Here is a 15,491-nt window from a genome sequence, read left to right as displayed (position 1 = left end):
GGCCCGGAGCGGAGCGCTGCCGCCTAGCGGTTGGCCATTTCCTCATGCAGCGTCCGCTTTGCCGGTTTCAGCGGCGTACGGCTGACCGTCCAGCCGGACTGCATCGGCGGCGTCAGCAGGCGAAAGCGCGTCGCCAGCCAGCCAAAAGCGCGGTAGAGTGCCGGCCGGGAGTACAGCGCGGCCCAGCCAGACCAAACGGCATCGACCAGGCGGCTTCTCGCCGCGCCCTGGCCGCGCAGGGCGACCCGTCCGGGGCGGACGGCGTGCTGAGCGTCGCCGCGCAGCCGGATCAGCAGTTCGGGAATCGGAATCCGGACCGGACAGACCTCGCCACAGGCACCGCAGAGACTGGATGCGGTCGGCAGCACATGTGTCGCCGCCAGGCCCAGCAAGTGCGGCGAAAAGATCTCGCCGATCGGCCCCGGGTAGGTCGTCCCGTAAGCGTGGCCGCCGATGCGGGTATATACGGGGCAATGATTCATGCAGGCGCCACAACGGATGCACTGCAAGGTGGACCGCAATTGTTCGTCGGCGTAGGCCTGGCTTCGGCCGTTATCGACCAACACCAGGTGCATTTCGCGCGGTCCGTCCTTTTCGCCTGCCTTGCGCGGGCCGCTGATCATGTTGAAGTAGGTGGTGATCGCTTGGCCGGTCGCCGAGCGGGTCAGCAAGCCAAACAGCGGCGGCACGTGCTCGAGCTTCTCGACGACCTTCTCGATGCCGGTGATGGCGATGTGAACGTCCGGCACCGTGGTGCACATGCGGCCATTGCCTTCGTTCTCGACCAGGCAAAGAGTGCCGGTTTCGGCGACGGCGAAGTTCACCCCGGACAGTCCGATCCCGGCCGTCATGAACTTCTCACGCAGTACGGCGCGGCCAATTCCGATCAGTTCGTCGACCGACTCGGTATAGGCGGCACCCGGTACCTTGGCGGCAAACAGACGGGCTATCTCGAGCTTGGTCTTGTGGATCGCCGGCATGATGATGTGTGAAGGCTTTTCGCCGTCGAGCTGCACGATGTACTCGCCCATGTCGCTTTCAAGAGCCTCGATCCCGGCATCGGCCATGGCGTGGTTGAGCTCGATCTCCTCACTGACCATCGACTTGCCCTTGACCATCAACTTCGCGGCATGACGACGGGCGATGTCGATGATGATCCGGTTGGCCTGCTGGGCGTTTTCCGCCCAATGCACCTGGACGCCGTTCTCAGTCAGCTTGCGCTCCAGTTGTTCGAGCAAATCGGGCAGACGGGCGAGACTGTACTGACGGATCTGCTCGGCCAGGACACGCTGACGTTCGAGTGCTGCCGGGTCCGGAAACTGGGCGGCGCGCTTGGCGATCAGGAAATCCATCGCGCCCCGGAAGCTCTTGCGCAGATGCTGGTCGGCCACGGCCTCTGCGGCGCGGCGCTTGAATTCACTGGCCGGAACGAAGTCGAGCGGTCGGCTGTTCATGCCGTTTGCTCCTCGTCGACGAGCAACAGGACGATCAACTCCCTCGGCCCGTGCGCACCATAGGCGAGCGTTACCTGGATGTCGGCCGTCTTCGACGGCCCGGATACGAGCAACGCGTTGGTCGGCAGGCCGCCGCTCCAGCCCTGCTCGATCATCGCGTCGAGCAGCGTGTCGTAAAGCTTCGCGGCGTCCAGCAGAGCGAAGTGGATCGGAGGTACGAGCGACATCAGCCGGGGCTCACTGGCATCGGGCCAGATGATCAAGGTGCCGGTTTCAGCGATGCCGCCGCGTGTCGAAGTGAAGCTGGCATCGATATTCTCGAACAGATCCTGCTTCCAATCGTCGATCGCTCGATCGTAAGGCTGCAGTCCGCCAATCCCGGCGGCGAGCAGTGCCGCCGCCTGTTCGGTGTCCTCGCCATAGAGCAGCGACCGAACCCCTTTCGCCGCGCACAGCGTGCGCAGCTGCGCCGGCCAGTCGTCGCGCGTCACGCGGACGACCTCGGCCTGCCAGAAAGCCATCTTTTCGCAGAACAGGTCAACGCGCGCCGCACGGGCAGCGCTCGCCATGCCGCCACGCGACAGCGCCTGCCAGGCACGCACGTCGGGTGACAACGGCGGCGTGCCTGATGGCGCCGCGCGCAGGCGTTGCAGGATGTTGTCACGCGCGCTCATCGCCGAGATCCCTCGTCGTTCGTCCGCGACCAGAGAAACGAGGCCAGATGCTGACCCCGGAAAGTATCGCCGCGTTTCTCCAGAGTGTGGTTGAGGTTGAGCAGGCAGCCGCAGTCGGCCGACAGAAAGGTCTCTGCACCGGTTTCCTTGAGCGCCTCCACCTTGTCGGCCGCCATCGCGGACGAAATCGCCGGGTGCTTGAGCGAAAAAGTTCCGCCAAAACCGCAACATTCCGATTCATGCTCGTGCAAGCTGACATCCACTCCCGGCAACTGAGCCAGCAAGGCCCGCGCGTGCAAGTGCGTCGCCATCTCGCGGCGCGCCGCGCAGGAAGTATGCAGCGCGACGCAGACGGACGCACCCCGATCGCTCAGGCTGACCTTCGCCACATGCACGAGAAATTCCGACAACTCGAAAATTCGCTCGGCCAGCGCCATCGCTTCGGCCAGCAAGCGGGGCTCATCGGCGAAGATCTTGGGATAGTGGTGGCGCATCATGCCGGCGCAGGAACCGGAAGGAACGATCACCGGCCACGGTTCGGGAAACAGGCGCAACTGCGCCAGCGCCACGGCGCGGGTCTGTTCGGGGAAGCCACTGCTGTGCGCCGGCTGCCCACAGCAGGTCTGATCAGCCGGGAAGAGCACCTCGATCCCCTCGCGCTCGAGCAGGCGGACGGCGTCGATTCCCGCGTCCGGACAAAAAAGGTCGATCAGGCAGGTTCCGAAAAGGTAGACCCGGAGTGGCTTACCGGGGTAGTGGCGAACACCTGCCTCCTCCATGTCTTTCTCCTCCTTGTCAGTCACGCAAGAGTGGTAAGACCACTATTCCGGCTAGCTTAGGGTTCGCCCGCCCGTATTGTCAATCAACGAGCGTGGCGAGGTAGGCGAGAGCCCTGGTGTCACCACCCCGCCTTGGCGCAAGGCCGCCGAGACCAAGAAGCTCGTTCGCCGGAGAAGCCCGGCGGGCACCCGCCGGCTAGCCTCGCGTCTTCGTTGCCTGTCATCAGGTCCGGAAGCTGGCCACCGTACTGCGCAGGCCACCGGCCAGGACGCTGAGTGTACGTGCTGCGTCGGCTGTCTGCTGAGCCGCCGAATTGTTCTCCTCGGAAGCCTGAGCCACCTGTTCGACGCGCTGCGCGATCTGTTGGCTGGCGATCGATTGTTCTTCGATCGCGCTGCCAATTTCGTTGACCACGGCGACCACCTGGTCGACGCTGCCGCGAATGTTCCGGATCGCCTGGCCTGCCGACCCGGCGAGTTCGACGCCGCGGTCGACCTGCTGCACGGCATCCTCCATCGACTCCAGCGAGTTGCGGGTTTCCTGCTGAATCTGCAGGACCATCGCGTTGATTTCGCTGGTCGCCTTGCCGGTACGTTCGGCCAGCTTGCGCACCTCGTCGGCAACGACGGCGAAGCCGCGCCCCGACTCGCCGGCCCGTGCCGCCTCGATCGCCGCGTTGAGCGCCAGCAGATTGGTCTGATCGGCAACCTCTTTGATCACCTGCACCACGGTCGATATGCGGGACGAGCTTTCATCGAGCGCGCTCATCGCACGAGATGTACGGCGAACGGTATCGGCGATGCGATTGATTTCCATCGTCGCCTGCTCAATGACGCCGCCACCGCTTTCGGAGAGCTTGGAAGCCTGTGTCGCCGTCTTCAGAGCGTCGTGCGCGTTGTTCGCCACCTGACTGATGCTGACCGACATTTCCTCGACGACCGCCGCCATCGACGTCGCCGAATCGCTGGCCGTACGCGATGCACCGGCCACCTGCTGCGACGAACAGGCCAGCGACTGAGCCGCTTGTTCGGTACTGTCCACCGTCGAGGCAACGTTCTTCAGCATCGCACGCAGCCGCAATTGCATCTGCTGCTGGTGCGCCATCAGGCTCTGTGTGTCACCGGCTGGCAGCGCCAGATCCTGGCTCAGGTCGCCGCCAGCGATGCGCTGGACGAGTTGCCGCGCCTCTTCGGGCTCGCCACCGAGTTGACCAGTGATGCGCCGCGTGACGATGAATGCGATGCCGACCGCCAGCGCCAGAGCCACCGCCAGCAGTCCCCACATCAGCGTCACCGCCAGCGAATGAGCGGCTTCCACCGCCTTCTCCGCCTGCTTCTCGCGCTCGTCCTGAAGCTTGATGTACTTCTCCGTCTCGGCGGCCAGTTGGCGCTGCGCCGCACGCGCATCACCCTGGATCAGATCGCGCATCGCATCGATCTTGCGTTCCCTGGCCAGGCTGAGGATTTGATCGCTGAGCTGCGTATAGCGGTCGTTCAGTGCTCGAATGTCGGCCGCCATTTGCCGCGTTTCCGGACTGCGCTGCGACTTCTCGAGTTCCCCGGCCAATTCGGCGTTCTCCTTGCCCGCCTGGCTCACCCGCGCGAGTTCCTTGTCACGCTCGTCGGCCGCCACCAGCGCGCTGAGCTGGTAACGACGCATGCTGTTGACGCGCGCGGCGATTTCCCGCGCCAAGGTTTCGTTGGTGTTGGCTCGAAGAATGTTCGCCACACCCTGTTCGATCAGTTGGAGTTGCAGCACACAGACGACGACGAGGATCGTCATCACGGCGCACACAGCGGCAAACCCACTCCACAGAAGCGTCTTGATCTTCATTGTTATTGCCTAGTGAACAAGCGAGACGATCGACGGGAAAGGCAAGCCGGCAACCGCGGCGCCCCGGCCTGCGGTGGACTAACCGCGGCACCGGCTCAGCGTGACGGTCAGCCACCACGCCCGACGTACCCCGGCAACCCGGCGGCGGCAGACGAGCTTGCCAGATGTACCGCCTCGTCGATGATCGCCTGCCGATCCTCGTCACTCATCTTCGCGAGTAGGATGTCCGTGTCCTCGATCTGATTGCGCAGCAGGCGGTTGTCGAGAATCATTCGCATGCGGAAGAACTGCGCCCACTGAAACTCCGCGAAGTCGGCTGGCATCTTGTCGTAGCCGAAGGCAGTGCGTACGTACCAGGCGAGGCCCCGATAGGGATCGTTGCGCAAGTCCTTGATGTGCTTGGGCAGAGCATCGGGCGGCAGGGGGCCGCCGCCCATGTGGTCGAACAGATAGACCCAACTGTTGTCGTGCATCGCTTTCCAGAAGCTGTAGTCCTTGAGAACACTCCAGTTGTACAGCACTTCGACGGCGACCCGCGCGTTGCTTTCGTCGATTCCCGCCTCGTTCTTTCCGCTCGCGACCTCCCACAGCGCGCGCGCCAGGTGATGGTGATCGGTCAGATAAAACTTGTCGCCATTGCCGATGACAATCGGCACAGGATGCGTGATCAAATACGCCGTGAGTTCTTCCTTGCTCTTCTTGCGCATCGAGTCCGCCTTGGCGTTGACCTCATCGAGTCCGACGCCACATTGCGTCGGATGCAAGTCAGCAACCCGCAACTGATACAGGCGCCCGCCGCGTTGCGCGCGGGATGTGCAATCATCGTAGTTGAAATCCATGACCTTCCTCCTCGTGTGCTTGCTCCGCGTGCCGGAGCGGCCAGCCGGAGAAACCTCGTCCGACGGTTTCGTCCGGGTGTCTGCTGCCGGGCGAGAAGCCATGCCCTCGCCCGACCTGCAGCAGATCGCGGACGAGACCGTAACACGGATCAAGGCCGGCCGGCAAAACACTGCGATCGCGCAAGCCACATGCCGAACCCCGAGAGTCCTCTACGAAGGCTGTCCGTGGTCGCCACGACCGGGTGATGGTCCGCAAAATCGCCAGGGTGCGAGGCGGTCGGATCGCGATTGCACCTCTACGGTGGCACGCATCGAATGACATGTCTCAGACATTGGGCCGCCGATGCCGGCCGGCAAGGCCGACGCGGGCACCCGCCGGGCGACCGTTCGAAGCGGCCGAAACGCCTGCCGCGCAAGTCTGGCCGCCCATGAGCTGCGGCTGGCCCCTGCGTTGACGGACGAAAAATTTCGAAAACCCGACGCTGGTTGCCGGGACAATAAGTCCCTTACAATCCTGCTCTGCAATACCCGGCCGGTATCGATCCACGGGGCGTCGGCAGCGCAGCCCGGGACATGACCGTGCCACAAATCAGACGCGGCCTTGCGAGGCCAGAGCCTGAGGTTCCATAGGGAGGGACGCCGGTTGGTACTCAACCTGCTGCGCAAGTCTGCGCTGATCGGCTGCCCGGTGGTTTCATCAAGCAGAAAGGAGCAAACATGTCTTATTCGGCTTTCGTGCAGGCGCGCGATTTCCTTCAGGCACACCGTACGGACTACGAGACCGCGTATCGCGATTACCAGCCGCCGCAGTTGACCGAGTTCAACTGGGCGCTCGATTATTTCGACGTGGCGGCCAAGGGCAACGACCGCCCGGCGCTGTGGGTGGTAAACGAGGACGGCACGGAACAGAAGATGTCGTACTCCGAAATGTCGCAGCGCTCGAACCAGGTCGCGAACTGGCTGCGCGGCCAAGGCGTCAAGCGCGGTGACCGCATCCTGATGATGCTGGGCAACGAAGTGCCGCTGTGGGACACGATGCTGGCGGCAATCAAACTCGGCGCCGTATTGACGCCGGCAACGACGCTGCTGGCGCCGGACGATCTACGCGATCGCCTCGACCGCGGCCAGGTGCGGCACGTGATCATCGGCCACACGCATACCGACAAGTTCAGCACGCTGCCGGGCGACTATACGCGGACCACCGTCGGCGGAGCGGTAGCCGGATGGCAACAGCTCGAACAAGCCTACCAGGAGTCCACCGAGTTCATCCCCGACGGGCCGACGCTGGCCACCGATCCGCAACTTCTGTACTTCACGTCGGGCACCACCTCGAAACCGAAGCTGGTGTTGCACAGCCAGCAGAGCTATCCGATCGGACACCTGTCGACCATGTACTGGCTTGGCCTGCAGCCGGGCGACGTGCATTGGAACATCAGCTCGCCGGGCTGGGCGAAGCATGCCTGGAGCTGCTTTTTCGCTCCCTGGAACGCGGGCGCGACGATCTTCATTTTCAACTACTCGCGTTTCACGGCGGCGGCGATTCTCGAAACGCTGGTCCGTTGCTCGGTAACCACGCTGTGTGCGCCACCGACCGTGTGGCGGATGCTGATCCAGGAAGACTTGCGCAAGTATCCGGTCAAGGTGCGCGAACTGATCGGCGCCGGCGAACCGCTCAATCCGGAAGTCATCGACCAGGTCAAGGAAGCCTGGGGAATCACCTTGCGCGACGGTTTCGGACAAACCGAAACGACGGCGCAAATCGGCAACTCGCCGGGCCAGACGGTCAAGCTCGGTTCGATGGGACGACCGATGCCGGGCTACCGGGTACGCCTGGTGGACATGGAAGGTCATGTCGCCGAGGAAGGCGAGATCTGCCTCGAGCTGTCGCCGCGCCCGATCGGGCTGATGATTTCCTACGCCGACGACCCGGAAAAGACAGCCGAAGTCATGCGCGACGGGTTCTATCACACCGGCGACACCGCCGCGGTCGACGCCGACGGCTACATTACCTATGTCGGTCGGGCCGATGACGTCTTCAAGGCATCGGACTATCGGATCAGTCCCTTCGAACTCGAAAGCGTGCTCATCGAACACGAAGCGGTCGCCGAAGCGGCCGTCGTGCCGAGTCCGGATCCTCTGCGCCTGGCGGTGCCTAAGGCTTTCCTGACCCTGCGCGCCGGCTACGAGCCGAGCCGCGAACTGGCACGCGACATTTTTGTCTTTCTGCGCAGCCGGCTGTCGCCTTACAAACGCGTCCGGCGGCTCGAGTTCGGCGAATTGCCGAAGACCATCTCGGGCAAGATTCGCCGTGTCGAACTGCGCAAGGGCGAACAGGACAAAGCCGCCTCGGGGCGTGGCGCCCTGGAGTTCTACGAGGAGGATTTCGAGTTCTGAGCGGCGACTGGCGACGCCGTAGGTCGGGTTGCGGCGCAGCTCGCGACCCGTGCCAACCCACGGTGGGAAAAGAATCGGCTGGCCCCTGCGTGCAGGGCCAGTCCGCCCGCATTACTCTCTCGTCACCTGCAACACGGCCGGGGCAAAGCTGATGCGCCGTGTCTCAACAATTCGCTTGTCGTCGACTTTTCCCTCGACGATCTCGTAGCCCATCAGTGCAAACACGCGGCCGCGAACGAACAGCGGCCGCGAATTGCCGTACCAATCGACGCAGGAGGCACGGCAGCCGTCGTTGCGGTCGCTGGCTGAGGGCTGCGCCTTGAGCGTTCCCAGTTCGCTCAGCGACAAAGCCCGATTGCGCAAGAAAAGAAGCGCCGCCGACGGTGTGCGCAGTTGACGAGCCGCCGATTCGCCGGCGCCGACGATCGGCAGGCCGAGCAGGCCATCGAAGTCGCCGTCGGACTTATAGAAGAAACCATGGCTGCGCGTTTCACCCTGCGCGGCGTCGGGGCGCGTATACCGCCCGGCGGTCACCGGCAGCGAACTCAGCCGCACGCTTGTCAGGTGCAAGTCCTTGCCACTGCTGCCGACGACCAGAGCGTTGCGGCCGAGCGCTTCGAGGCGGTCCACCGAGTGCGCGAGCGGCAACTCGTAGACTTCGCCCTGCGCGTAGCGCACGGCGTAGACTTGCGATGACGTGGTTGCCGACGGCGCCTGCCAGCCGCGGCCAGCACCGTAGAGCAAATAGGGGCCGACATAGCGGCTCTGCAGGGCGTGGCCTGGGGCTTCCGGCAAACGGCGGTAGGCGCTGCCAGGCGCGCCGTCGCGGCCGTCGGAAAAACTGGCCAGCGGCACGCGCAGCAACGCCAGGTCGCCCGCCTTGGCCTCCGCCGCCCACATGCCTTCACCGCGGCCATTGGCGCGCAGCAGGACGTTCAGCATCCCGTCCTCGTCCTCGAGAAAGGAGAACTGGTCGATCGGGCTGCCGACCGTTTTCAGCATGCTCGGCGCCGATCCGTCGAGCGGGATGCGGAATACCGCCGAAGCGGGTACCGTCCCCGCTGATCCCGCGCGCCCAGCCGTCGTCCAGACGAATACCGAGTTCGGCGAAACGTAGAATACGCGGCCCGGCGGCCCGAGCACCGCGCTACTCTGGCAATCCATCTCCGGTTTGGCGAGGTCGCAGATCGTGACGCTGTGCAAGGCGACGCCGGCGAATGGGTCGAGCGCTTCGTCGGTACGATAGATCCGCGTCGCCGGCGCGATGCGCCGAAAGTCCGCCGGCAGCGCTCCCGGCCGCCAGCGGCGCAGCGCCGGGAAAGCCGCCCAGGGATCACTCCACGGACTCAGAAAGTGGGGTGAGTAAACGATCAGCTTGTCGCCGATCAGTCGGCTGGCGTAGTTGCGCGACGAATAGTAGTCGTTGGAACGCAGGTGATAGCTCGCCCGATAGGCCAGTTGCCCGTCGCGTGAAATGTCGAACACGCCGACCTCGGTACCGCCACGCGCATAGCTGTAGCCGATGACGACGATCGTGTTGCCCGAAATCAGCATCTCGTCGTACCAGGCGCCGCCCGGGTCGATGCCCGTGCCGAAGGCGTCTATCGCCGCTACCGGGCGCAACTCCTCGCCGCCGATGCGCACCGTAAACAGGCGGCCACGACGAAGAATCACCAGATGATCGCCATGCAGCTTGACGATCCCGCCCTCGTCGACGCCAGCATGCTGGACGTTGGTCACCGACTCGGCTTTTCCGCCGACCGCCTCCTTGGCCACCTCCTTGGCCGCCGCCGGGGCGGCCGCGCTCGGCGCCGGCGACGGCAGCGCAAACTGGCCGACGGCGCTGTTCGCCGACTTATCGGCACGCGCCCGTTGCTGTTCGTCGCGGCGCCGTTGCGCCTCGTCGGCCCAGCGTTTGAAGAGGTCGGCAAGTTCCTGCTCACTGGCGAAGGCGCTGAGCGTCTTGCGCGGCGCAGTGGCTTTGAGCGGCTCCGCCGCCAAAGCCGGCGGCAGGCACAGGACGCCCAACACGACAGCGGTCAGGCGAGCGACGAGGGTACGATTCATGGCAGTCCTTTCGTAGGGGTTCAAGGCGGTAAACGGACGTCACCCGGCAACGGGGTCAGAAATCGCACCAAAAATCCTTTCGCCCCAGCGCGCTCCAGGTACCTGCAAACAACCGGCCCGGCCATGCTCAGCGGTTGTCGAGGCGATTGTAGTCGAGCAGTCCGGCGCTGATCGGCGCCTGTCGCAAGTGCGCAGTCTGCAGCTCATCGCTGTACTTCCAGAAATCGGGGTCGGTACGCCGAACGACGTATCGACCGGCCAAAGTTCGATAGTCGTCTTCCGACGACAGGCCGCCGATGGCCTTGGCGAGAGCCAGGATTTCCGAACGCCGAACGCGGTAGATCGCGTTCGGGTACGCACCGATGATGCCGCGCACTACGGTCAGCGTGTTCTCTGCCGGCAGCAACTCGCGCCCCTCGCGCAGCAGACTCGAAACGTTGCTGTGGCCTGTGTTGCGCAGCAGGGTGAAGTAGCGTGCCTCCTGCGGCGGATCTTCGACCCGGAGAACGATCAACTCGGGCAACCACGAAAGTGACGCGCCGCGCAGCCCGGCGAGAACCTCGAGATCCTGCCGCAGAACCGTATCCGGGAGAGCCGACAGATCGTAGCGACGTTCGAGAACCGGCGCCAACCGCCGTTTGAGCAGCGCGAAAAACTCGCGCTGCGGGTCGTCGGTGTGGAACTTGATGCCGCTGTCGACATCGAAGCGCGCCAGACTGCCGTACACGTGGTCCTTGACTTCCTGACTGGCACCGCGATACCAATGGTCGCGCACCGCCTGGCGTCGCTCGATGGGTAGAAAAGCAATGAAATTGAACTCACCCTCCATGCGCATGAAGTCCATGTACAGCCGCGACAGGAGTTCATGTCCGACGTTGCCATAGACGTCGAAACCGGCGACCAGCAGATAGTGGATACGTTCGAGCAACGGGTAGCCGATGACCCAGGCCGTCTTCGGCGGCTCGCCGAGCAGCCCCTTGACCACCGTCGCACTGTCGAAGTGGCGGAAAACGGTCAGGGCAGCGTTCGGATTCCCGCCGTCGCCGTTCCAGATCCACGGCAGATCAGGCAGGCGCCGGGTAACCGCGTAACGCGTCAGGGCGTCCGACTTGTCTTGTAAGTATTGCGCCTCCAGCTTGGCGTACTTGTGCCAGGGCCCGATAATTCCCGCGTCGCTCCCTTGTGCGGACGGCAGTTCGAGAAGCCGCGCCTCGCGCGACAGAAAGTCGCCCTCCTGCTGCGGAGATCGCTCGTTGGCGAGAAAAAATACCCAGAAGCGGTCGTTGATCACGTTGAGCGCGACCTGACCGCGACAGACCGGGCCCTTGATGAAGCCCATGATCGTGAACTCCGCTTCGTCGAGCAGGAACTGATAACGCGCGTCGGTCGGCAGCGCCTGGAAGGCAACGAAGGGGTTGGACGCCACTTCCGGGGCATAGGATGGCAGCCGCTCGACGCGGTAGTCCGGCGTCAGGAACAGTTCCCGCCAGCGAGCCAAGCGCTTCTGCCCGAGCGCGTAAGGCATGTGCGTCTTGTCGACGATCGTTTCCTGCTCGCGCTCCAGCCGATAGTAGACGCGATCGACGCCGGGATTGTCGTAGGGTCTTCGGCTGACGATCGGATCGATCGGCTGCCCAGGTGGCGTGCGCGACCGCAATAGACGGAAATAGTGCGGCTGGGCATCGCTATCGAAGTACAAATGCGCCAGGAACAGATGCTCGAAGAGATAGCGGCTGACCAGACGTTGTTTCAGGGAATCGCCGTTGAAGAAGGTTTCCCACTCGGCCACCTGCCGGTCGACCGCCGCCGGCAGCGGCGGCATGCCTTCGAACGGCGCCCCCTGTTCCAGCCAGCGGCGCAACGTGTTCAGCTCCGAGGGATGCAGCCCGGGAAGACCGAACGGCATTCCCCACAAGGGATTCTGGCGCTCGAAGGCGTCGAACTCCTCGATGCGTGGACACTGCTGCGTCCGGTCGAGCGAGAAATCCATGGACTCAGGCAGAACCGCCACCTGTGGCAGGGGGTGACTCTCCTTGAGACGCAGCGCACGATACAGCACGCTGGCGGCCAGGTTGGCCTCCGGTGTCTGCCGACGCTCGTTGAGCACCGCCGAAAATTCTTTGGCGCGCCACTGCGACGCCTTCTGCGCGTCAACGAATAAGCGCGAGGGCGCGGTCTCGCTCAGGCGACCACCGTCGTAAACCAGTTCCTTGCTGCTGCCGCGGGCAATTCCCTGCCAGGCGGTGAGTTTCAGTTGGCACGGGGCATCGTAACAGGCGTGGCAAACGACGCAGCGGCGTTCGAGAATGGGCTGCACGTCGTTGCGGAAGGAGAGTCCCGCGGCCGGTGAACGCGGCGTGTCGAACAAGGTCGGATCGGCCTTGCCATGACGTTCGTCGAGCTCGTGCCGGACGATCGCTGTACAGCCGCCGAGCACCAGAAGGCAGAGCAGCAACACGTACCTGTCAATAAGCATCGGCTTGTCCTCCAGCTTGCGCGCCACGATATCCGGGACCGACCGGCGCGCCCGATCGGCCAGGGCCAAGGATAAGCATTTCGCCACCGAGCCCGCTAGTGCGGCGCCCCGCCATTCGCCTATGATACGCAGGAGCGGTCGCGCTGGCCGATCGACTTCCACCTGTCTCCCGACCACGCCGATTCGACGGCTTCGCTTTCCGCCTCTCGCCCGATGGACAATCTCTACGCCAAACTACCACCAACGACGTCGGCCGAAGAGGAGTTCCGGCAACTGCTCGCCCGACCCGGAATCCGCATCGAACGTATCGTCTCCACCGGCCAGGCCAGCCCGCCAGGTTTCTGGTACGACCAGCCCGACGGTGAATGGGTACTGCTTCTCCAAGGAGCGGCACACTTGCGCTTCGCCGACGAAGCGCAAGCGCGGTCGCTGGAGGCGGGCGACTACGTCGACATCGCGCCGCGCCGCCGCCACCGGGTCGACTGGACGAGCCGCGATCCGGCCACCCTCTGGCTGGCGGTCCACTATGCCTGCCCGCCGACACCGGAATGAGCAGGCGCTGAAACTCATTGTCTGCCGCTAGCGCTTCCCGTCGCCCACGGCCACCGCGGCCAATCGGCCCGCCGCGTTCTCCGCCGGACGCCGCGGCGTCTTGGCCGCCTGGCGCGGCAACATCGCGCTGCCTCGCGGTTGAAACGCGGGAACGAGCTGCTTCCTGCCGTTGCCGATTAGATCGGCACGTCCCATCTGCTTCAGCGCTTCGCGCAGCAGCGGCCAGTTGTCAGGCTCGTGATAACGCAAAAAAGCCTTGTGCAGACGGCGCTGGCGGCTGCCGCGGACGGAGTCGACGCTTGCCGAGGATCGGCCGACCTTGTGCAACGGATTGCGGCGCGTGTGATACATCGCCGTGGCGATCGCCATCGGAGTCGGCAGAAAGGTCTGCACCTGGTCGAGACGAAAACCGTTGCGCTTGAGCCAAAGCGCCAGATTGAGCATGTCCTCGTCGGTCGTCCCGGGATGTGCCGCGATGAAGTACGGGATCAGGTACTGCTCCTTGCCGGCCTCTTTCGAGAACTTCTCGAACATTGCCCGGAACTGCTCGTAGGACGCCATCCCGGGCTTCATCATATGGGCCAGCGGCCCCTCCTCGGTATGCTCCGGAGCGATCTTGAGATAACCGCCGACGTGGTGGGTCACCAGTTCCCGCACGTAATGCGGATCGCGTACTGCCAGGTCGTAGCGCAGACCGGAACTGATCAGCACCTTCTTCACTCCCCGTACGGCCCGCGCCTGGCGGTAGAGCTGGCGCAGCGGCGTGTGGTCGGTATCGAGGTTCTCGCAGATGCCGGGAAAAACGCAGGACAGGCGGCGGCACGCCGACTCGATCCGCGCGTCCTTGCACGCCAAGCGGTACATGTTGGCCGTCGGGCCACCGAGATCGGAAATGACGCCGGTGAAGCCTGGGGTCTTGTCTCGGATTTCCTCGATTTCGCGCAGGACCGACTGCTCGGAGCGGCTCTGGATGATTCGCCCCTCGTGTTCGGTGATCGAGCAGAAGGTACAGCCGCCGAAGCAGCCACGCATGATGTTGACCGAGAAGCGGATCATTTCGAAAGCCGGAATCTTCGCCGCGCCGTACGACGGATGCGGTCGACGCTGGAAGGGCGCGGCGAACACGCCGTCGATCTCCGGCGTCGACAGCGGAATGGGCGGAGGGTTGAGCCACACGTCGCGCTCGCCGTGCGCCTGCACCAGCGCTCGCGCATTACCGGGATTCGATTCGATGTGAAAAGTACGCGAGGCGTGCGCATAAAGCACCGGGTCGGCGGCCACCTGCTCGTACGAAGGCAAGCGAATCACCGTGCGTGCGCGATCGAGCCGGGGCATCCGCTGGTGCCACTGCAAGGGAGTACGAACGACCTGGGTGCGCGGCGCCCGGTGGTCCGCCTCGGCGCCGGCGGGCGGACCACCGCAAGCCGCGCCGGCCTGGGTGTCGTGCGGGCTCGCCGCATAGGGATCGGGGTGACGGACCAGAGGTCCGGGCGTATCGACCGCGGTCGAATCGACCTCGGCCCAATCGCCGCCCGGCAGCCAGGCGTGCGGAACCATGAAGGCCGTGCCGCGCAGGTCGCGAATCTCGGCCATCGCCTCGCCGGCGGCCAGGCGATGCGCCAGCTCGACGATCGCCCGTTCGGCGTTGCCGAAGATCAGCAGATCGGCCTTCGAATCGGGCAGGACCGAGCGGCGCACCTTGTCCGACCAGTAGTCGTAATGCGCGATGCGGCGCAGGCTGGCTTCGATCGAGCCGATCACCACGCCAGCCCCGGGAAAAGCCTCGCGGCAGCGCTGTGCATAGACGACGACCGCGCGGTCGGGCCGCCGGTTCGGTTCGCCGTTGGGCGTATAGGCGTCGTCCGAACGCGGCTTGCGCTCCGCCGTGTAGCGATTGACCATCGAATCCATGTTGCCGGCCGTCACGCCGAAAAAAAGCTGCGGCCGGCCAAGAGCGCGAAAGTCCGCTGCCGACCGCCAGTCGGGCTGGCTAATGATGCCGACGCGAAAACCCTGCGCCTCGAGCAGGCGGCCGATCAGCGCCATGCCGAAGCTCGGGTGATCGACATAGGCGTCGCCGGTGACCAGGATGATGTCGCAAGCGTTCCAGCCGAGGGCATCCATTTCGGCGCGCGACATCGGCAGGAAAGGCGCCGTGCCGAAGCGATGAGCCCAGTACTTGCGGTACGAGAAGAGATTCCGCGCGGCGCCGGGCCGTGCCACCTGGTTGAACGAGAAGAGATTCCGCGCGGCGCCGGGCCGTGCCACCTGGTTGATCGTGTTCATGCGGCAGCGATTCTACAGGAAGCGGGCGCTCTGCTCCGGCTTCCGCGAGCCCTTGGCAGCGCAGGCGGCAAAGAATGGTGCACCGCAGCTTGCATGTCGCGAAATCTGTCTGTATCTTCGCCGCCTCAACCTTATA

General features: G+C 64.5%; 10 protein-coding genes. 2 read left to right on the top strand and 8 right to left on the bottom strand.

The window, feature by feature from the left end; translation table 11 throughout:
* Nucleotides 1-23 precede the first annotated feature (23 nt).
* The 5 genes from Q1M07_RS06445 to Q1M07_RS06425 all read right to left on the bottom strand — a co-directional run bounded on the left by Q1M07_RS06445 (nucleotide 24) and on the right by Q1M07_RS06425 (nucleotide 5,580).
* Nucleotides 24-1,454: a LutB/LldF family L-lactate oxidation iron-sulfur protein gene (locus tag Q1M07_RS06445; RefSeq protein ID WP_300452213.1), complete on the bottom strand. Its 1,431-nt coding sequence runs from the start codon at nucleotides 1,452-1,454 to the stop codon at nucleotides 24-26.
* Nucleotides 1,451-2,128 carry a lactate utilization protein gene (locus Q1M07_RS06440; RefSeq protein WP_300452211.1) on the bottom strand — a complete coding sequence of 226 codons (678 nt, stop codon included), beginning with the start codon at nucleotides 2,126-2,128 and terminating at the stop codon, nucleotides 1,451-1,453. The genes Q1M07_RS06445 and Q1M07_RS06440 overlap by 4 nt, the downstream gene beginning before the upstream one ends.
* On the bottom strand, nucleotides 2,125-2,907 hold the full coding sequence (locus tag Q1M07_RS06435) for a (Fe-S)-binding protein (RefSeq protein ID WP_300452209.1): 783 nt from the start codon (nucleotides 2,905-2,907) through the stop codon (nucleotides 2,125-2,127). Before Q1M07_RS06435 ends, Q1M07_RS06440 begins: the two co-directional genes overlap by 4 nt.
* Nucleotides 2,908-3,130: 223 nt before the next feature.
* On the bottom strand, nucleotides 3,131-4,741 hold the full coding sequence (locus Q1M07_RS06430) for a methyl-accepting chemotaxis protein (protein WP_300452207.1): 1,611 nt from the start codon (nucleotides 4,739-4,741) through the stop codon (nucleotides 3,131-3,133).
* Nucleotides 4,742-4,848: 107 nt separating this feature from the next.
* Complete coding sequence (locus tag Q1M07_RS06425; protein ID WP_300452205.1) at nucleotides 4,849-5,580, bottom strand: ParB-like protein; 732 nt, start codon at nucleotides 5,578-5,580, stop codon at nucleotides 4,849-4,851.
* Nucleotides 5,581-6,297: 717 nt separating this feature from the next.
* Here Q1M07_RS06425 and Q1M07_RS06420 point away from each other — a divergent pair.
* Nucleotides 6,298-7,974 (top strand): AMP-binding protein, encoded by a 1,677-nt coding sequence (locus Q1M07_RS06420; protein ID WP_300452203.1) that lies wholly within the window; start codon nucleotides 6,298-6,300, stop codon nucleotides 7,972-7,974.
* A gap of 111 nt (nucleotides 7,975-8,085) precedes the next feature.
* On the opposite strand, the gene Q1M07_RS06415 is transcribed toward Q1M07_RS06420, so the two are convergent.
* Together Q1M07_RS06415 and Q1M07_RS06410 are read right to left on the bottom strand one after the other, a co-directional pair.
* Nucleotides 8,086-10,041 (bottom strand): beta-propeller domain-containing protein, encoded by a 1,956-nt coding sequence (locus Q1M07_RS06415; RefSeq protein ID WP_300452201.1) that lies wholly within the window; start codon nucleotides 10,039-10,041, stop codon nucleotides 8,086-8,088.
* Between the two features lie 127 nt (nucleotides 10,042-10,168).
* Nucleotides 10,169-12,517, bottom strand: a complete 2,349-nt coding sequence (locus tag Q1M07_RS06410) for a fatty acid cis/trans isomerase (protein WP_300452199.1) — start codon at nucleotides 12,515-12,517, stop codon at nucleotides 10,169-10,171.
* A gap of 213 nt (nucleotides 12,518-12,730) precedes the next feature.
* Here Q1M07_RS06410 and Q1M07_RS06405 point away from each other — a divergent pair, with 213 nt between their 5' ends.
* Complete coding sequence (locus Q1M07_RS06405; RefSeq protein WP_300452197.1) at nucleotides 12,731-13,069, top strand: cupin; 339 nt, start codon at nucleotides 12,731-12,733, stop codon at nucleotides 13,067-13,069.
* A 27-nt stretch (nucleotides 13,070-13,096) separates the two neighbouring features.
* Here Q1M07_RS06405 and Q1M07_RS06400 read toward each other — a convergent pair whose 3' ends face one another.
* Complete coding sequence (locus Q1M07_RS06400; RefSeq protein WP_300452195.1) at nucleotides 13,097-15,355, bottom strand: YgiQ family radical SAM protein; 2,259 nt, start codon at nucleotides 15,353-15,355, stop codon at nucleotides 13,097-13,099.
* Between the last annotated feature and the right edge of the window lie 136 nt (nucleotides 15,356-15,491).

This window comes from Accumulibacter sp., assembly GCF_029255285.1.
Lineage (GTDB): Bacteria > Pseudomonadota > Gammaproteobacteria > Burkholderiales > Rhodocyclaceae > Accumulibacter.
The sequence above is the reverse complement of the archived record's forward strand: the minus strand, read 5'-3'. Positions and strand labels throughout refer to the sequence as shown.